The 17,947-nt window shown below is 73.4% G+C and carries 16 protein-coding genes; 14 read left to right on the top strand and 2 right to left on the bottom strand.

What is annotated here, in order from left to right; genetic code table 11:
- Positions 1 to 137: 137 nt before the first annotated feature.
- From ACFXDE_RS37425 to ACFXDE_RS37390, 8 genes are all read left to right on the top strand, one after another.
- Positions 138 to 1,172 carry a hypothetical protein gene (locus ACFXDE_RS37425; RefSeq protein WP_380498828.1) on the top strand — a complete coding sequence of 345 codons (1,035 nt, stop codon included), beginning with the start codon at positions 138 to 140 and terminating at the stop codon, positions 1,170 to 1,172.
- A gap of 49 nt (positions 1,173 to 1,221) precedes the next feature.
- Positions 1,222 to 1,821 (top strand): hypothetical protein, encoded by a 600-nt coding sequence (locus ACFXDE_RS37420; RefSeq protein ID WP_380498827.1) that lies wholly within the window; start codon positions 1,222 to 1,224, stop codon positions 1,819 to 1,821.
- A 241-nt stretch (positions 1,822 to 2,062) separates the two neighbouring features.
- Complete coding sequence (locus tag ACFXDE_RS37415; RefSeq protein ID WP_380498826.1) at positions 2,063 to 4,675, top strand: hypothetical protein; 2,613 nt, start codon at positions 2,063 to 2,065, stop codon at positions 4,673 to 4,675.
- A gap of 159 nt (positions 4,676 to 4,834) precedes the next feature.
- Positions 4,835 to 5,866 (top strand): phosphate ABC transporter permease subunit PstC, encoded by a 1,032-nt coding sequence (gene pstC, locus ACFXDE_RS37410; protein WP_380498824.1) that lies wholly within the window; start codon positions 4,835 to 4,837, stop codon positions 5,864 to 5,866.
- Between the two features lie 28 nt (positions 5,867 to 5,894).
- Positions 5,895 to 7,115 (top strand): phosphate ABC transporter permease PstA, encoded by a 1,221-nt coding sequence (gene pstA, locus ACFXDE_RS37405; RefSeq protein WP_380498823.1) that lies wholly within the window; start codon positions 5,895 to 5,897, stop codon positions 7,113 to 7,115.
- A gap of 38 nt (positions 7,116 to 7,153) precedes the next feature.
- A complete protein-coding gene (locus ACFXDE_RS37400) occupies positions 7,154 to 8,962 on the top strand; it encodes a substrate-binding domain-containing protein (RefSeq protein ID WP_380498822.1) in 1,809 nt (602 codons plus the stop codon).
- Complete coding sequence (locus ACFXDE_RS37395) at positions 8,959 to 9,858, top strand: sortase (RefSeq protein ID WP_380498821.1); 900 nt, start codon at positions 8,959 to 8,961, stop codon at positions 9,856 to 9,858. The genes ACFXDE_RS37400 and ACFXDE_RS37395 overlap by 4 nt, the downstream gene beginning before the upstream one ends.
- A 23-nt stretch (positions 9,859 to 9,881) precedes the next feature.
- Entirely contained in the window at positions 9,882 to 10,805 is a 924-nt protein-coding gene (locus tag ACFXDE_RS37390; protein WP_380498820.1) for a phosphate ABC transporter ATP-binding protein, read from the top strand.
- On the opposite strand, the gene ACFXDE_RS37385 is transcribed toward ACFXDE_RS37390, so the two are convergent.
- Positions 10,781 to 11,662, bottom strand: a complete 882-nt coding sequence (locus ACFXDE_RS37385) for an HAD family hydrolase (RefSeq protein WP_380439616.1) — start codon at positions 11,660 to 11,662, stop codon at positions 10,781 to 10,783. The two genes, ACFXDE_RS37390 and ACFXDE_RS37385, sit on opposite strands and share 25 nt — an antisense overlap.
- A gap of 160 nt (positions 11,663 to 11,822) precedes the next feature.
- On the opposite strand from ACFXDE_RS37385, the gene ACFXDE_RS37380 reads away from it, so the two are divergent.
- Positions 11,823 to 12,017 carry a hypothetical protein gene (locus ACFXDE_RS37380; protein WP_380439614.1) on the top strand — a complete coding sequence of 65 codons (195 nt, stop codon included), beginning with the start codon at positions 11,823 to 11,825 and terminating at the stop codon, positions 12,015 to 12,017.
- Between the two features lie 24 nt (positions 12,018 to 12,041).
- Here the strand turns inward: ACFXDE_RS37380 and ACFXDE_RS37375 are convergent, their stop codons facing one another.
- Complete coding sequence (locus ACFXDE_RS37375) at positions 12,042 to 12,935, bottom strand: LLM class flavin-dependent oxidoreductase (protein WP_380498819.1); 894 nt, start codon at positions 12,933 to 12,935, stop codon at positions 12,042 to 12,044.
- A 161-nt stretch (positions 12,936 to 13,096) separates the two neighbouring features.
- Here ACFXDE_RS37375 and ACFXDE_RS37370 point away from each other — a divergent pair, with 161 nt between their 5' ends.
- The 5 genes from ACFXDE_RS37370 (at position 13,097) to ACFXDE_RS37350 (ending at position 17,841) form a co-directional block, all read left to right on the top strand.
- Positions 13,097 to 13,705 (top strand): hypothetical protein, encoded by a 609-nt coding sequence (locus ACFXDE_RS37370; protein ID WP_380498817.1) that lies wholly within the window; start codon positions 13,097 to 13,099, stop codon positions 13,703 to 13,705.
- Between the two features lie 378 nt (positions 13,706 to 14,083).
- The gene (locus ACFXDE_RS37365) at positions 14,084 to 14,890 is read left to right on the top strand and encodes a hypothetical protein (RefSeq protein ID WP_380498816.1); all 807 of its coding nucleotides are present in this window, start codon (positions 14,084 to 14,086) and stop codon (positions 14,888 to 14,890) included.
- 52 nt (positions 14,891 to 14,942) lie between these two features.
- Positions 14,943 to 15,848, top strand: coding sequence for a hypothetical protein (locus ACFXDE_RS37360; RefSeq protein WP_380498815.1), 906 nt, complete (start codon positions 14,943 to 14,945; stop codon positions 15,846 to 15,848).
- Complete coding sequence (locus ACFXDE_RS37355; RefSeq protein WP_380498814.1) at positions 15,845 to 16,780, top strand: hypothetical protein; 936 nt, start codon at positions 15,845 to 15,847, stop codon at positions 16,778 to 16,780. The genes ACFXDE_RS37360 and ACFXDE_RS37355 overlap by 4 nt, the downstream gene beginning before the upstream one ends.
- Positions 16,777 to 17,841: a hypothetical protein gene (locus tag ACFXDE_RS37350; RefSeq protein WP_380498813.1), complete on the top strand. Its 1,065-nt coding sequence runs from the start codon at positions 16,777 to 16,779 to the stop codon at positions 17,839 to 17,841. Before ACFXDE_RS37355 ends, ACFXDE_RS37350 begins: the two co-directional genes overlap by 4 nt.
- Positions 17,842 to 17,947: the final 106 nt, after the last annotated feature.

The following is a 17,947-nucleotide window of genomic DNA, read 5'->3' as shown; positions in this document are numbered from 1 at the left end:
CGCGCCGGTGGGCGGGGGGGGGCTCGGGGGGGGGGGCGGCGCCGGGGTAGGGGGCGGCCGCGCCCCGCGGCGCTTGCGGGCGGCGGGCGCCGCGCCCCCCCCCCGCCCCCCCCGCCCCTGATGAGAGGGACGGGACCATGCGCAGGACTCCGGCTCCGCTGTTCACGGCGGCCGTCGTCGCGGCACTCGCCGCGGGCGTCGGCGCCCCGGCCGCCGCCGATCCACCGCCCGGGGTGACCCCGGGCGCCCAGGACATCGTGTGTACGGCGCCGCAGGGCGCCTCCGACGTGCTGAACCAGCTCAGCGGCGACTACAACGCCTCGCTGACCGACCCCGGCGCTCCGCGCTGGTACGTCTGGGGTCCGCAGGGACCGTCGCCGATCACGGCGAAGGCGGGAGCGAACCCGATCACCCGGCCGAGCAACACCACCGGGGGACTGAGAGCACTCGACTTGCCGGGCAGCGGCGTCGACTGCGCCGGCGCCGCCCGCGACCCGCAGAGCGGCGACCAGGTGAGCGACGACTTCGTGGCGTTCGCCAAGGAGGCGGTCGCGGTGGCCGGAGGATCACGGGTGCCGGTGAACCTGACGACGCAGAACCTCAGGGACCTCTACACCTGCAACGTCACCAACTGGCAGCAGATCGACCCGGCGTACTCCGACTCCACGGCCAAGCCCTTCCTCCCGGCGTACGACTCCAACGTCAGGGCCTTCTTCCTGAAGACCATCGGTGGCGGCAGCCCGGTCATCCCGGGCAGCTGCGTCATCCAGGGCACCCAGGAGAACCAGGGATCCGACCCGGCGCTGAGCGATCCCGACGCGATCGTCCCGTACTCGGTCAGCCACTACATCCGGCAGGTGCTCTACGGCCGCGGCGGCGGCTCGGACGTTCCCGGCCCGTTGACCCTGCGCAGCATCGACGGTGTCGCGCCCGTCGACACGGCGAACCGGAGGATCGGCGACGCGTTCGCCGGGACCGTCTACAGCCACATCCTCTACAACGTCGTCCGGGACGCCGACTGGACCGCGACCGACGCGCACGGCCAGGCGATCCAGGGCGTCTTCGGCCCCACCGGCTGGATCTGCACCAGCCCGACGGCGGCCGGCGACCTGCAGAGCTTCGGCCTCCTGCCGCTGCAGGGCTTCGACTGCGGCGCTGTCATCCACTCCTGACCGGCTCCTCTCCGCACCAGTGGAACCCACCTCTCCCAAGGAGTTCACCATGTCAAGAACCCGTGTCCGGCTCGCCGCCACCGGTGCCGCCGTCGTCCTCGCCGTGACCGGCCTGAGCGGCGCCGCCGCGGCCGACACCACGGTCACGACCACGCCGCCCACCGGGCAGGCCGTCATCACCTCCGACCTGACGTTCCTTCAGAACGCGGTGACAAACGGCATCGTGATCGTCCCGCTCCCGCCGGCGACCCCGGCCTACGCCGACACCACCGGCCTCACCACGACCCTCCCGGTCTCGGGCGGCGTCGCGAACATCCCGGCGTTCAACGGTGACATCCAGTTCGGCGGCGACCTGCTGTTCGTCAACATCGCCACGGGCAAGACCGTGATCTTCAAGCAGCTCGACCTCGTGATCAACAAGGGCAAGTTCTTCGCCGTGCCGGACGGCGCGACGGCCCCGGTGGCCCTGCTGGACCCGGCGGGCCGGGTCTCGGTCGGCCGCAACGGCACCGCCCAGACGCTCAACACCACCGGTCTGAAGGTGGACGCGGCCGCCGCGCAGTACCTCGACACCAACCTCGGCACGACCTTCTTCACGGCCGGCCAGTCGATCGGTTCGCTCGCGGTGACCTACACGCCCGGCAGCTGACGTCTCGGCCCGGTGGACGCCACCGGGGCAGCTCGGCGGGTCCGCGCTCCGGCGCGGGCCCGCCCGCCTTGGGGGTGGCCAACTCCGTTACAGGGGAGTCGCGTTGTGGCCTCGTACATCTGGCCGACCGGATCCGGCCATGTCCGGCTGGCCGAATGGTACGCACCGGAGCCATCCGGCCCAGCGCCATCGACGCCCCGCGCCGCCCACCGGCGGCTCGCACCCACCGGAGGTCCCCGCCATGAGAATCCGCGAACCCGACCCGGGAGACCGAGGGTGGTGGCACCGGCGACTGCCGGCCCTGGCGCTCGTCTGGGCCGTGGTGGCGGCACTCGCGGTGGTCCCGGTGGGCCTGGGGGCGGTGCCCGAGGCGCGGGCGGACTCCGTGAAGACGGTGCAGGGACCGAAGGTCTGGATCCCGGAGAAGAAGGGGTACGGGCCCGAGGGGAGCGTGACGGTCTCCCAGACGGAGAACCTGACCAACCAGGTGCTACAGGTCTCCTGGAGCGGGTTCACGCCGACCCGGTCCGTCACCGGCAAGCCGGTGATCAAGGCGATCAAGGATTCCGAGGACATCGCCTACGCGGTGCGGATCTACGAGTGCAAGGGCGAGAACCCCCTCATCACGGACTGCTACGGAAGCACGCTCTACGGAGGGGAGGCTTCGCTCGGCTTCGAGCAGAAGGCGCGTCCCTCGGGTCTGGAGGCGCCCGAACTCCGGTCCAACATGGTGATCGCCGCGACCGGCCAGGACGGCTCCGGCGCGGCCTCCATCGAGGTCTGGAACAAGCAGCAGAGCGTCGGACTCGGGTGTGACGCGGCGAACCCCTGCTCCCTCGTGGTCGAGCCGAACTACGGCGGCGACCCGATCGACTACTACAAGCTCCGCAAGGGCCAGGCCGACTGCGAAGACCACCGGATGGACGTCGGCTCGCAGATCTTCAAGGCCGCGACGGACTCCACCCTGCGCCCCGGCATGGAGAACTGGAAGACCAGGAACCGCAGCAGCGAGCAGTGCGCCTGGGGCCATCACGTGGTCGTCCCCCTGCACTTCGCCCCCACCCCGGACGACTGCGCGGCGGCCGCCGCCGACCTCCGGGCCCAGGGCCTGGAGATGGCGAACCGCGCCATGCAGCAGTGGCGGTCCGGTCTGTGCCTCGGCAGCTCCCCGCTGACCGTCCAGTACGCCTCGGCCGGCGGTGAACCGCAGGCGCGGACGGCGTTCTTCGGCGGGACCACCGACGTCGCGCTCACGGCCAGGCCGGACCAGTCGCCGCCGGCCCGGCCGTACGTCTACGCGCCCCTGACCACGACCGGCATCTCCGTGGTGTTCGCGATCGACGACAGGACGACCGGGCGCCAGATCCGCGACCTGCGGCTGAACGCCCGGCTGCTGGCCAAGCTCCTGACCCAGTCCTACGACTCGCCGGGCGATCCGATCAAGTCGGTGGCGGGCAACCCGACGTGCCTGTTCACCGACCCGGAGTTCATCAAGCTGAACCCGCAGACGGAAGCGAACGGAATCCACTGGCCGACCAGCTGCGGCGGGATCCTGACCGTCTTCCCGTCCGTCGCCGGCGGTACCACCGACCTCACTTACCAGGTGACCTCGTGGATCGCGAGCGACCCCGAGGCGGCCCGTTTCCTCGACGGCGAGCCCGATCCGTGGGGCATGCGGATCGACACCTTCTACCTGCGGCCGCAGTTCCCCGGGTACCCCGTCGAGGCCTTCCAGCCGCAGGACTTCACCGGCCCGGGCGTGTCGACCACCACCGTGGACCTCGCCCACTGGAAGCAGTACGAGTGGAACCCCTCCCTGCTCGGCCTGAGCCGGGTGGCCCGCAACATCCTGGAGGGCAAGCCGACCTGCCAGCAGCCGAACTCCGAATCGGACGGCCGGCACCTGGACTGCCCCGTCCAGGCCCCGGGTGAACGGGCCCTGCTCGCCATCATGGACGCCGGCCAGGCCAAGGCGTTCTCGATGCCCGAGGCGGCCCTGCTCAACCCGGCGGGCGCCTTCGTCGCCCCCGAGCGGTCCGGCTTCCAGGCCGCCGTCGCCGACATGACGGTCGATGCCGCCACCGGCGTGCAGCAGCTGCCCTACGGCGCCGCGGACACCGCGTACTCGCGGGACCAGAAGGCCTACCCGCTGACCACCGTGCAGTACGCGATGGTCCCGACGAGCGGAGTGCCGGAGGCCAAGGCCGGTGCGATCGCGAACTTCCTCAAGTCGGTCACCAACGGCGGCCAGGTGTACGGCATCGAGCCCGGCCAGCTCGCCCCGGGCTTCCTCGCCCTGACCGCCGCTCAGCGCGCCCAGGCCCAGGACGCGGCCGCGCACGTGGCCGCGCAGGACGGCAAGCTGCCCGGGAACCAGGCCGCCCCGCCGAACCCGCCGGCCGTCGCGGGCGGCACCTCCGGGGGCGGCGCCACCTCCGCCCCGGCGGGCGGCAGCGGAGGCTCCAGCCCGGTGAGCGACAACGGCTCGGCGGGCGGCACCGCCCCCGACGGCACCGGGACGGGCTCCGACCGGAACGGCACCGCCACCGACGGGTCCACCGCGGCCGGTACGGGCGCCGGTGCGCCCGCTGCCGCGGCACCGCCGGCCGCGGGTGCCAAGCCCACCGGGACGCCGACCGCCAAGGGCCCGCTGTCCGCCGCCCCGGTGGCGGCCGGCACCCCGCTGGCCGACCGATCGGGCCTGGCGCGGCTGCTGCTGCCCGTCGCCCTGATCGCCGGCCTGGTGCTGGTGGTCGGCGGGCCGGCCGCGCTGCTCCTCGGCGGCACCCCGGCCGGCGACAAGGCGGTGGCCGCAGTGCGCCGGGGCTGGTCGCGGCTGCGCCGCAGGCCCTGACGCCGACGCGGCGAACGACTCGGCGGGGCCGCCGTCCCGGCCCCGCCGAGCCCCTTCCGGCGGGCGCACGCTCCCTGCCCGTTCCCCCGCAGCCGTTCCATGCAGCCGTTCCCACGCAGCCGTTCCCCCGCAGCCGTCCCCGAGCACGGAGAGCAGACCATGACAGCCGCCGCCGAACCCGCGGCACCGTACGCCGGGGCACCGGGCCAGCCCGACCGCGGGCCGGACGAGGACGTCCCGCGCATCATCACCGCCCCCGCGACCGCCGGCGACCGGGTGTTCCGCGGCGTGCTGCGGCTCGCCGGGCTCTCGGTCTTCGCGATCATGGGGCTGATCGCCTTCTTCCTCGTGCTGCGCGGCGCCGACGCGCTGCGCATCGTCGGCTGGTCCTTCCTGACCGAGCGGAAGTGGCAGACCGGCGCGCACAGCTTCGGCATCGCGGCGGTGCTCCCGGACGGTCTGCTGATCGCCGTCATCGCGCTGACGATCGCCGTCCCGGTGGCGCTCGGCACCGCGATCTTCATCTCCGAGTACGCGCCCCTGCGGCTGCGCGCACTGCTGATCACCCTGGTCGACCTGATGGCGGCCATCCCCAGCATCGTCTACGGCCTCTGGGGGCTGTTCTTCCTCCAGCCGCGCATCCTCGGCCTGGTGCGCTGGATGGCCAACCACCTCGGTGACGTGCTCCCGTTCCTGAAGGTGCGCACCGGCGACGTCGGACCGTCCTACACCTCCTCGACCTTCATCGCGGGCGTGGTGGTGTCGCTGATGATCATTCCGATCGTCACCTCGCTCTCCCGCGAGGTGTTCTCCCAGGCACCGCAGGGCGAGCGGGAGGGCGCCTACGCGCTGGGCTCGACGCGCTGGGGGATGGTCCGGACCGTGGTGCTGCCGTTCGGACGCGGCGGTGTGATCGGCGCGGTGATGCTGGGCTTCGGCCGCGCGATGGGCGAGACGATCGCCGTCGCGCTGATCATCTCGCCGAGCTTCCAGACCATCACGCACGTCCTGGAGAACGGCGCCAACTCGATCCCGGCGCTGATCGCACTGCGGTTCGGCGAGTCGGACTCGCTGTCGCTCTCCGCGCTGATGGCGGCCGGTCTGGTGCTGTTCGCGCTGACCCTGCTGGTCAACGTGGCGGCCGGCTTCGTGATCAACCGGTCCCGTTCCGGCTCCGCGACGGCGGACTGACCATGACGAACCCCGAAGGGACGATCCGATGACCACGCTCGACCTGCCGCCGGTCGCGGCGTCCGGGCCCGCAGCCGCTCCCGCGCCCGACGGACGGCCGCGACCCGAAAAGCGGGTGAAGCTCGGCGGCATCACCCGGGACGACGTCTTCACCCTGGCCGGCGCGTCGGCCGGCTCGCTGGGCCTGGACTGGATGCTGTACGAGCGGGTCCTGCCGTTCAGCGGCGTGCTCGGCTTCCTGATCTGCTGGTACGTGCTCTTCCTGGCCGGCTACTACGCGCTCGGCCGTCTCCAGTGGGGTCCGATGATGGTGCGCGACCGCTTGGTGGCGGTGGTCGCCTGGAGCGCCGGGCTGCTCATCGTCGGACTGATCGCCGACCAGATCGGCTACGTGACGAGCCGTGGGATGGACGCGGCGCAGCACCTCAACTTCTTCACCGAGTCGATGGAGAGCACCGGCCCGCTCAGCCCGATCACCTCCGGCGGTGCGCTCAACGCGATCGTCGGATCGCTCGAACAGCTGGGCCTGGCGACGTTGTTCGCGGTGCCGCTGGGGATCGGCGCGGCCGTCTTCATGTCCGAGGTCGGCGGCCGGATGGCCCGGCCCGTACGGACGCTGGTCGAGGCGATGACGGCGCTGCCGTCGATCGTCGCCGGCCTGTTCGTCTTCGGCGTCGTGATCCTCACCTTCGGGTTCGAGAAGAGTGGCTTCGCCGCCTCCCTGGCGCTGACCGTGATGATGATGCCGATCGTCACCCGGGCCGCCGAAGTGGTCATCCGGCTGGTGCCGGGCACCCTGCGCGAGGCCTCGTACGCGCTCGGCGGCAGCCAGTGGCGGACGGTGTGGAACGTCGTGCTGCCCACCGCCCGCCCGGGACTGGTGACGGCCGTCGTGCTCGGGATGGCGCGCGGCGTCGGCGAGACCTCGCCGGTGCTGCTGACCGCCGGCTTCACCGCACAGTTCAACGGCAACCCGTTCGAAGGGCACCAGGTGTCGCTGCCGCTGTACATCTGGAACTACGTCAAACAGCCCTACGACCCCATGATCGCACGGGGCTTCGCCGCCGGTCTGACCCTGATGGGCGTGGTGCTGGTCCTGTTCGTCACCGCGCGTCTGCTCGGTGGCCGCCGGCCCGGTCAGCTGACCGGGGCACAGAAGCGCCGGATCAGCCGGGACGCGCGCCGCGCCGAGGCCGCCGCGCTGGCCGCCGTCTCCCGTCCGGTCGTCGCCGTGCCGAGGAGTCGCTGATGTCGCACTCAACCAACCGCAGTACCAGAGGAGTTCTCATGTCGTGGGAGGCCGCAAGGCGCCCCGTGGCCCGCACGGTGGCCGTACTGCTGTCCCTCCTGCTCGCCTCGGGGACCATGCTGGCGCGCAGCACTCCGGCGCACGCGGGCGTGGTGCTGAGCGGCGAGGGTTCCAGCTGGGCCGCACCGGCCCTGGACCAGTGGCGCCAGGACGTCCGGACGCAGGGCATCGGCATCGACTTCGCCGCGACCGGCTCGGCGAACGGCCGCGCCTCGTGGCGCAACAACCAGACCGACTTCACCGCCTCGGACGTGCCGTTCCGCTCCAAGGAGGACACCGGCCTGAACGAGGCGGGCCGGCGCGGCGGCGGCGGTGGCGCCGAACAGCCGACGTACGGCTACTCGTACGTGCCGATCACCGCGGGCGGCACCACCTTCATGTACAACCTGCAGATCGGCGGGAAGCAGGTCCGTGACCTGCGGCTCTCCCCGCAGACCATCGTGGACATCTTCACCAACAAGATCACCAACTGGAACGATCCGAAGATCACCCAGGACTACGGCAGGCAGCTGCCCAGCCTGAAGATCTTCCCGGTCGTCCGCTCCGACGGCTCGGGCGCCACCGCGCAGTTCACCCGCTGGATGTCGCACACCTACGGCGCCCAGTGGGACGACTACTGCAAGGCGGTCAACTCCGTCAGCTGCGGTGAGTACACCGAGTTCTTCCCGGCGTCCAGCCCGATGGTCGCGCAGAGCAGCTCCGACACCGTCGCCAGCTACATCATGGCTCCCACCAACCAGGGCACCATCGGCTACGACGAGTACGCGTTCGCCAAGAAGGCCAACTGGCCCGTGGTGAAGGTGCTCAACAAGGCCGGCTACTTCTCGCTGCCGACCGCCTCCAACGTGGCGGTGTCGCTCACCGCGGCGAAGATCCGGGGCGTCGACGACGACACCCCGGAGTCCGACCCCAATTACCTCCAGCAGAACCTCGACGGCGTCTACACCATGGACGACCCGCGCGCGTACCCGATCTCCAGCTACAGCTACCTGATCGTGCCGCGCTCCGACTTCCTCAAGCCGCTGCCCCGGTTCAACGACGACAAGGGCGCCGCCCTCAGCCGGTTCCTCGACTACGTGCTGTGCGAGGGACAGGGCGAAGCCGATCAGCTCGGCTACTCGCCGATCCCGTACGGCCTGGTCAAGGGCGGGCTGAAGCAGAGCAAGCACATCCCGGGCAACGCCAGCAAGGTCAACGCGGACAGCCTGGCGGGCTGCGCCAACCCGACCATCAACCAGGCCGGCGAGCTGACGCTCCTCAAGAACGCCCCGATGCCCAGCCCCTGCGACAAGCAGGGCCAGGCGCTCGACTGCACCGTGCAGAACGGCCAGGCGGTCAGCGGCGGTTCGGGCCCGGGCAGCGGCCCGGGCGGCAGCGGCGGCGGCGCGGCCGGCGGCACCGGCGGTACGGGCAGCGGCGGCGGCACCGGCAAGGCCGGGAACAAGGGCACGGGCGGTGGCACCGCGGGCGGCGCCGGCGGTGCGGCGGCGGCCGGCGGCACCGGCGACCCGAACGCCCAGGGCGCGGCCGCCGACCCGAACGCGGCCGCCGGCACCCCCGGCGACCAGCCCGCCGACGACGTCGTCGACCCGCAGACCGGCCAGGTGGTGGCCCGCGGCCGCGGCGGTGCCGGGGAGGTCGCGGCGAACGTGGTCGACGTGGCCGGAAAGCCGGACGACTGGATGCTCAGCACGCTCACCGCGATCGAGCTGATCGCCGTCGTCCTCGTCCCGCCGCTGCTCGGCCGCCGGCTCCTGCGCCGCCGCACGTCGGGCGGCGCGTCGTGACGGCCCCCGTGCTGGAGAAGCCGGCCGCCCCCGCCCCGGGCGTCCCGGAGCCGGCCGGTCCGGCCGGGCGGCCCGCGGTGACGCCGGGGCGGCGATGGTTCCTCCAGGCGGCCTGGGCGGTCAGCCTGCTGGCCGCGCTGGTCCTGGGCTTCGTCGGCTTCCTGTTCACGCTCTCGGACATCCAGGAGCGGCACTACCAGTCCACCGCGCACAAGACCTTCCGGGACCAGCTCGCCCGCGCGGTCGCCCCGACCGGCTCCGCGCCGGACGGCGAACCGGTGGCGCTGCTGGACATCCCGGCGATCGGCCTGCACCAGGCCGTCGTCGTCGAGGGCACCACCGGCCGGGACCTCATGCGCGGGCCCGGCCACCGGCGGGACACCGCGCTGCCCGGCCAGAGCGGGGTGGCGGTGGTCTTCGGCCGCGGGGCCACCTTCGGGGCGCCGTTCGCCGAACTGTCCAAGCTGCGGGTCGGCGACCGGATCGAGACGACCACCGGGCAGGGCACGGCCAGCTACACCGTCAACGCGTACGGCGACGGCGACGCCCCGATCACCGACCCGGCCCCCGACCGGCTCGTCCTGGTCACCGGGGACTCCGACTGGATCCCCGGCTCCACCGTGATGATCGGCGCCCGGCTGGACGGCGACCCCCAGCTGAACCCGGGCGGCCGGCCCGCCACCGTCCCGTACGACAAGGCGCTGGCCGCGGACAAGGGCGCGCTGGCCACGCTGCAGCTGTGGTCGCTCGGCCTGCTCGGCGCGGTGGTCGCCGCCCTGCTGCTGGCCCGGTACTGGCGCCGCTCGACCGCCTACCTGAGCCTCGCGCCGGTGGTCGGCGCGGCGCTCTGGGCGGTCTACGAGAACGCCGCCGCCCTGCTGCCCAACCTCTACTGACGCGCGCCCGGAGGACCGTACCGATGACGGATGCACCGATGACCGACCACCCGCCGACCCCGGCCCGGCCGACCGACGCGCCGCACCCGGAGGCGGACCCGGCCGCCGACACGCTCACCCTGCCGCCCGTCCAGCCGGTGCCGCGGTACGGCACCGGGGCCGGCGGCGGGGCGCTCGCCGCCCTGGAGACCCGGGACGTCTCCGCCTGGTTCGGCTCGCGCAAGGTGCTGGAGCGGGTCTCGCTGGCGATGCCGGCCGGCGAGGTCACCGCGCTGATCGGCCCGTCGGGCTGCGGCAAGTCCACCTACCTGCGGATCCTCAACCGGATGCACGAGATGGTGCGCGGCGCCGCGCTGGCCGGCGAGGTCCTGCTGGACGGCGAGGACGTCTACCACCTCGACCGGCGGCCGGCCGAGGTGCGCCGCCGGATCGGCATGGTGTTCCAGCGGCCCAACCCGTTCCCGGCGATGTCCGTCCAGGACAACGTCGCGAGCGGGCTCAAGCTGGCCGGGATCAAGGTGTCCAAGGAGGAGCGCCGGCACCTCGTGGAGACCAGCCTGCGCCGGGCCGGGCTCTGGGACGAGGTGGCAACCCGGCTGCACACGCCCGGCGGCGCGCTCTCCGGCGGTCAGCAGCAACGCCTGTGCATCGCGCGGTCGTTGGCCGTCTCGCCGGACATCCTGCTGATGGACGAGCCGTGCTCGGCGCTCGACCCGACCTCCACCCGGCGGGTCGAGGAGACCATCGCCGAGCTGCGCGGGCGGCTCACCATCGTGATCGTCACCCACAACATGCAGCAGGCCCAGCGGGTTTCGCAGACCTGCGCGTTCTTCCTGGCCACCCACGACACCCCGGGCCGGATCATCGAGGCCGGGCCGACCGAGCAGGTCTTCGGCAGCCCGCGCGACCGGCGCACCTCGGACTACGTCAACGGCCGCTTCGGCTGAGGGAGCCCGAGGATCCGCTCCAGTACCGCCGCGACGCCGTCCTGCTCGTTGCTCACGGTGTGCAGCGCCACCGCCGCCAGCACCTGCGGGTGCGCGTTGGCGACGGCGTACGCGGTGCCGGCCCAGTCCAGCATCTCCAGGTCGTTCGGCATGTCGCCGAAGGCGACCACCTCGGTGCGGTCGATGCCGTGCCCGGCGCACCAGCGGGCCAGCGTGCTGGCCTTGGTGACGCCGGGCGCGCTGATCTCCAGCAGCGGGATCGGCGCGGAGCGGGTGATCTCGGCCAGGTGCCCGGCGGCCTCGCGGGCCTCGCCCAGCAGCTTGTCCGGGTCGAGGTCCGGGTGCTTGGCCAGCAGCTTGAACAGGCCGCGCACCGGCCCGTCCGGCCCCAGCAGCAGCTCGGCCGGGCCGATCGGGTGGTCCACGTCCTCGCCCCACATCGGCACCTCGTACCCGGGCTCGCGGGCGAACCCGGCCGGGTACTCGAAGGCGAAGGACGTGCCGGGCAGCTTGGCGCGCAGGATCTCGACCACGGCCAGCGCGGTCTCCTCCGGCAGCGGGAAGGACTCCAGCAGCTCGCCGCGCCGCACGTCGACGACCGCGCCGCCGTTGGAGCAGATCGCCACCCCGTGCCCGCCGATGTGCGGGCTGACCTGCTGCATCCAGCGCGGCGGGCGCCCGGTCACGAACACCACCCGCACCCCGGCCGCCTCGGCCGCGGCGAGGGCGGCGGCGGTGCGGTCGGTGACGGTGCCGCCGCTGCACAGCAGGGTGCCGTCCAGGTCGGTGGCGATCAGGCGGGGGGCGCGGGGTTCGGTCACCGGTCCATCTTCGCCCATCGGCGGGGTACCGGTCATCGGCGGGACCGCCACCCGTCCTCCGACCCCGGTCGGCCTTCTTTCGGCCCCGGAAGCGCCGTTTCCGGCCGATTCGCCCGGGGCGGGGGTGTCCGGCTTCCGCCCTCCGGGCAGGACCCGCATGGCCGAGCAGACCGCCTCCCCGTCGGCAGGAAGAGCCATGCCCACTCGCCAGCTCCGGGACGAGACGCTCCCGACCGCCCCTCCCGCGGCCCGCGCCGCCCCGCGCGAGCCCGTCCTCCTCGGCGACGTGCTGTTCCACGCCCTCGCCGAGATCGCCCGCCGGGGAGCCCCGGACGGGCCCGCCGGGCCGGAGCCGAAGCTCCCCGCCCAGCGCACCCGTCCGCACCCGTGATCCGGCCGTCGGTGCCCTGAGTCGCTAGCCCTCGCCGAGCTGGGCGAGGCCCTCGGCGGCGATCTCCTCGAAGACGGCGAGGTCGTTCTCGAAGATCGAGCCCGGCACCGGCCAGTGGATCACCAGCTCGGTGATGCCCAGCTCGCGGTAGGTGCCCGCCCAGTCGACGAAGGCGCCCAGCGACTGCAGGGGCTTCTCCGCCGTCGAGCCCTGGAGCAGCACCTTCTCCAGTGTCGCGACGTCCCGGCCGACGGCCTCGCAGGCCGTGGTGAGCTTCGCGATCTGCCGCGTGATGACCTCGGGCGCCTGCTCCACCGGCACGTCCGCCGGCCCGCGCGGGTCGCCGTAGGTGACCCAGCCCTGCCCGTGCTCGGCGGCCAGCCTCAGGCCGCGGGGGCCGGTCGCGGCCACGTAGAACGGGACCCGCGGCGTCTGCACGCAGCCGGGGATGTTCCGCGCCTCGACGGCCGAGTAGTACGTGTCGGCCTCGGTCGTGGCGTCCTCGCGCAGCAGCTTGTCCAGCAGCGGCAGGAACTCGCCGAAGCGGTCCGCCCGCTCCTTCGGCGACCACGCCTCCTGGCCCATCGCCGTCGCGTCGTAGCCGACGCCGCCGGCGCCGATGCCGAGCGTCAGCCGCCCGCCGGACACGTCGTCCAGCGTGATCAGCTCCTTGGCCAGCGTCACCGGGTGCCGGAAGTTCGGCGAGGTGACGAGGGTGCCGAGGCGCAGCCGCTCGGTGGCCGTCGCGGCCGCGGTCAGGGTCGGGACGGACCCGAACCACGGCTCGTCCCGGAACGACCGCCAGGAGAGGTGGTCGTACGTGTACGCGGCGTGGAAACCGAGCTCCTCGGCCCGCCGCCAGATCTTCTGCCCCTCGCCCCACCGGTGGATGGGGAGGATCACGGTGCTCAGTCGCATGGGTCCGACCCTACGTCGCCCGTGCGCCGGTGTCCGGTGGCGCAGGGGGCGCCCAGGGGCGCGGGGGTGCAGGTGCGGGTGTGCGTGGAGCGACGGTGGGAGGCGCTAGTCTGTCGGCCGCACCGATAACCTGATCATGCGTCACACGGGGGTTAGTCGTCATGCTCGTTTCCAGGAAACTGCTCTCCGCCGCCCTGGTCGCCACGGCCGCGTTCGGCCTGGCCGCCTGCGGCCCGGACAACTCGTCCGACCAGGCCGGCGGCGGCTCCAGCACCGCCGCCGCCGCGCCCACCGGCGCGCCCGCCACCGCCGCGCCCACCGCCGCGCCCACCGGCGCCGCGTCGCCGACCGGGAAGGCCAAGCCCACCGGCAAGCCGTCCGCCGGCGCCACCGACGCAGGCCCGGAGGGCATCTGCACCCACGACCCGCTGCCGGCCGGGCAGAAGTGGATCGTCCCGGTGAAGGGCACCAACGGGACCACCCTGGTCTACAAGGACACCAAGGACGCCTGCGGGGTCGACGACGTCGCCCTCGAACCGACCGGGCCCGACAAGACCGCGCAGTTCGCGCCCGCCTTCAAGGCCCAGCTGCGGTCGGTGGTGAAGCCGCCGATGGACGCCAACGCGGAGACCCTCGCCAAGCACGTCAACGAGTGCATCGCGACGCCGGGCAGCGACAAGGGCGTCTACCCCTGCCAGAACAACGTCTTCAAGGTGACGCTCGACGCCTCCGGCAAGGTCGTCGAGATGTGGGAGAAGGCGGTTTCCTGAGGCGCGGCCGCCCGCGCCGGTAGGCGGGCGGCGCAGGGCGGACGGGGCGGATCGGCGGTCGACGCCGGTCCGCCCATTGCGTTTGGATCACGGCGTGCCCGATTCATCGGGAATTGGGAGGGAACGTGGTGATGATTTTGTTGGCGGATTTCTCACCGGCCTCTCATACTTCCTGCTGAGACGCGTGCCGGACGGTCCGGAGAGCCGCTGGGGGGCGGTGTGCGAGGGGCCCGCGCGCGACATTCCACGTTTCCCTGGGGGAGTTCCTTGTCCGCGCCCGAAAACGAGCACCCCGCGGAGCAGCCGGTAGCTGCTCAACCCGCTGTTCCCGGTGCCGAGTTGCCCGCCGCACCGATGGCCGAGCCGATTGCCTCGCCGATGGCTGAGCTGACGGCCGAGCCCGTCGTCGGGGCGCCCGCCGAGGCGCCCGCGCGCCGACTGCCGCGCGCCGTCGGCATTGCGCTCGCCACCGCCGGGCTGCTCGCCGTCACGGCGACCAGCGCCGCCGTGACCGTCGCCGTCGGCAAGCCGGACGCCCGCCCGGCCGCCGCCGCACCCGCGCCGACGGCCGCCGCGTCCGCGTCCGGGACGGCCTCCGCGAGTCCGACGCCCACCGCCGTGCCGCTCCCGACGCCGACCGCCGTCCCGACCACGCCCAAGCCGGCCAGCACCGTCAAGGGCACCGTCAGTGGCGGCAAGCACGACGGCGACCTGCGCTACTTCCTGCTCCCGATCCCCGACGGCGGCGAGTCGTACGGGCCCGTGGACGGGGCGAAGCTGAGCGACGACGACGTCGCCGAACTGTTCGGCAAGCAGGACGGGATCATGGGCATCCTCGGCTCGTACGGGTACAAGGAGGGCGCCACCCGGATGTACCGCACCGCCGACGGCAAGGCCGAAGTCACCGTCACCCTCCTGCACTTCGGTTCCACCGCGATGGCGACCGAGTTCGTCAAGGGCTACACCGTCAAGTCGCAGGACCCGATCGACATCGACGGCGACCCGAACGCCCACGGCTACGTCCACAAGCCCAAGCAGCAGGCCTACACCGGCTCGATGACCGGCATCTCCAGCCAGGGCGACGTCCAGTACACGATCGACGTCGAGGTGAAGGGGACGCCGGACAAGGCGCTGCTCAGCGAGCTGATGAAGCGGCAGCGCGAGTGGCTCGCCTCCGGCGGCTGAGCCCGCACCGCCGCCCGCCCGCCGTCGTCCTTCCTTCTCCTGGAGCCACTTCGTGACCACCGAACCCGTGGAGCCGTCGCCCGGCGACGCTCCTCCGCAGCCCGCGGCCCCCGCCGCGCCGCCTGCCCCGCCTGCCCCGCCGGTGCCGCCGCAGCCCGTCGCCGCGTCGGACGCCATCGCTCCCGAAGCCGTCGCTCCCGACGCCGTCGTGACCGGTCCGCCCGGTGCCTTCGTGCCCGACCTCCTGGCCGTCGGTCCCGAGCCCGCGCCGCGCGTCCCGCGCCGGCCCCGGCCGGTGCTGCTGGCCGTGTGCGGCCTGGTGCTCGGCGTCCTCGGCGGTGGCGGCGTGGGCTACGCCATCCAGGCGCAGCGCCCGCCGACGCCGCTCCCGCCGCTGCAGGTCGCACTGCCGTCCTACCCGGCCGCGACGGTCGACCCGACCGCCTTCGCCGCCGAGCAGCCGCAGCCGCTCGCCATCGACGGCGACCTGCGCAAGCTCCTCCTCACCGCGCCGGAGGGCAGCAAGCCCTGGGGCGAGAACCCGGACAAGCCCTCCTGGGTGTCGGCCGGCGACCTCGCCGAGCACACCGGCGACGCGGTCCGCGAGTTCAAGGACCTGAACTCGCGCGGTTTCCGGCGCGCGGTGGAGGTCGACTGGCAGAAGGACGACGTCAAGTACCGCGTGTCGTTGATCCAGTACGCGCCCGAGCACGCCGGCGAGGCGAAGTCGCGCGCCACCGTCTTCCGCACGCAGCCCTTCGAGAAGGGCGCCAACGGCGGTTACAAGGTGTTCGACCAGCCCAATTACTGGTCGGACAGCAAGGATCCGTACTACTACGGCCACGCCGTGGCCCAGCGCGGCACCGTCGTGATGGAGGTCGAGATCTTCGGTGCCAAGCCGGTGACGTCGAACGCCGTGGAAGACCTCGCCAAGCAGCAGTGGGAGCGGCTGATATGAGCGACAGCACCGTGACCGGGGCCGAGACCCCCGAGCAGCCGCACACCACCCCCGTGCAGCCCGCCGCCGAGCAGCAGCCCGCCGCCGAGCAGCAGCCCGCCGCCGAGCAGCTCGCCCCGGAACAGCAGCCCGTCGCCGGGCGGTTCGCGCCCGGGCCGTTCACGCCCGAGCAGCCGGCCCCCGTCGCCCCGCGCCCCCGCCCGGCCTCCGGCCGTCTGTTGCGCGCGGGTGCCGCCACGGTCGCCGCGGCGCTGGTCGGCGTGGTCATCGGCATCGGCATCATCAAGACGCAGTACGACGACCCCGCCCCGGTCGCCGCCGGCCCGTCCGCCGCGCCGGCGCCAACCGCGACCGCCACGCCGTTCGGCGCCAGGTCCAACGGCAACCACTTCGGTTCGCTGCGCGACCTGCTGCTGCCCGTCCCGGCCGGTTTCGAACTCGGCCCGGACGAGGGCGGCTACGGCAACGACGACGAGATCGGCGCCGAGCGGCTCAGCGCCGAACTGGACGAGGAGCTCCAGCAGATCCCCAAGGACAAGCGGGACAAGCTCCGCGCCTACTGGGAGGGCCTGCACGTCAAGGCCACCGGTGTGCGGACGTACCGGGCCCAGGGCGACGACCTGGTGGCCGGCCTGAAGCTGCGCCAGTTCAACCAGCAGGAGGTGCAGAAGCTCAACGAGTACACGGCGGTCTTCAGCGACACCGGCCTGTTCCGGCTCGGCCCGGAGATCCCCGGCCACCCGGAGGCGCACTGCTACCTGATGCCGGCGCCGCCGTCCGCCCCGCTCGACTACCTGGAGTGCTCGGCCGCCGAGGGCGACCTCCTCGTGGTCATGAACGTCGAGGGCGTGGCGCCGCTGCCCAAGGACAAGATCGTCGCCCTCTTCACCGCGCAGCTCGACCGCCTCGCCCGCCCGGGAGCGTCCGTATGACCGACCACGTCACCCCGCAGGACCCCGCGGGCACCCCCGTCCCCCCGCCCGCGCCGACCGCTCCGCCCGCGCCCGCGCCGACCGCCCCGCCCGCGCCCGCGGCGCCGGCCGGCCCGGCGCTCTCCGAGGTGGAGCTGGTGCCGCCCCCGCCGGCCGCGCCCGAGACGCCCGAGGAGCGCGAGGCCCGCCTCGCCCGCCGGACCCGCCGCCGCAAGGCGGTGGTGCGCTGGGCCGCCGCCACCCTGGTGTGCGCGCTCGCCGGCACCGGGACGGCGATGGCCCTGACCGTTCCCGAGCGCACGGACATCCCGGGCCTGGCGACCAAGAGCGACGGCCGCTACACCTTCCCCGCGCTCGCGTTGCCGCCGCAGCCCCCGGCGAAGGGCCCGTCGGTGCGCAAGGAGCCGCACCGCGCGGACCTCCGCAACCTCGTGCTGCCCGCGCCCAAGGAGGCCGGCGGTCCGCTCGGGCCGGTCGTCTTCCCGAGCCCGACCGCGACGCCCTCGGCGTCCGGCTCGGCGAGCCCGTCCGCCACCGCGTCCGCGAGCCCGTCCGCGAGCGGGTCCCCGTCCGGGACGGCGAGCCCGGCGGCCTCCGCCAAGGCCGGTGCGGCCACCGCCGACTGGGCCCCCTGCGACGCCGTCCTCGACGAGCAGCAGAACCCGGACGACCTGCGCGCCCTGCTGCTGCAGAACGCGTGCCGCGCGGCCGCCGTCCGGGAGTGGACCGCCTCCGACGGCACCCGCACCCAGATCCGGCTGCTGCGCTTCGGCTCCTCCTTCGAGGGCGGGGAGGTCTTCTCGGCCCTGCGCGCGAACAGCCTGCCGAAGGCCCTGCCCGGGGCGAAGTCCGGCTCGCACGACGGATGGGACGCCCTCCCGAACGTCGACCTCGCGGTCAAGGAGTCCTCGGTGCAGGGCGCCAAGGGCGACCCGACGGCCCGCGTGGCGTACCTCGGGGCGAGCGACGTCCTCGCCGTCATCACGATGACCAACCCGAAGGGCGTGCCGGTCGCGCCGTTCCGCCAGGTGGCCACCCTGCAGTCCGACCTGCTGAACTGACGGAACGTCATGCGAGCGCCGGGCCGACCGCGTCACGACCGGTCGGCCCGGCCGCTTCCGTCCGACCCCTAGGGGAGAGCCCGCCGGCGTCATACCGCAGCATCAT

Source organism: Kitasatospora sp. NPDC059408 (assembly GCF_042751525.1).
Lineage (GTDB): Bacteria > Actinomycetota > Actinomycetes > Streptomycetales > Streptomycetaceae > Kitasatospora.
Note: the sequence above shows the minus strand (reverse complement) of the source record. Positions and strands in the feature narration are given on the sequence as shown.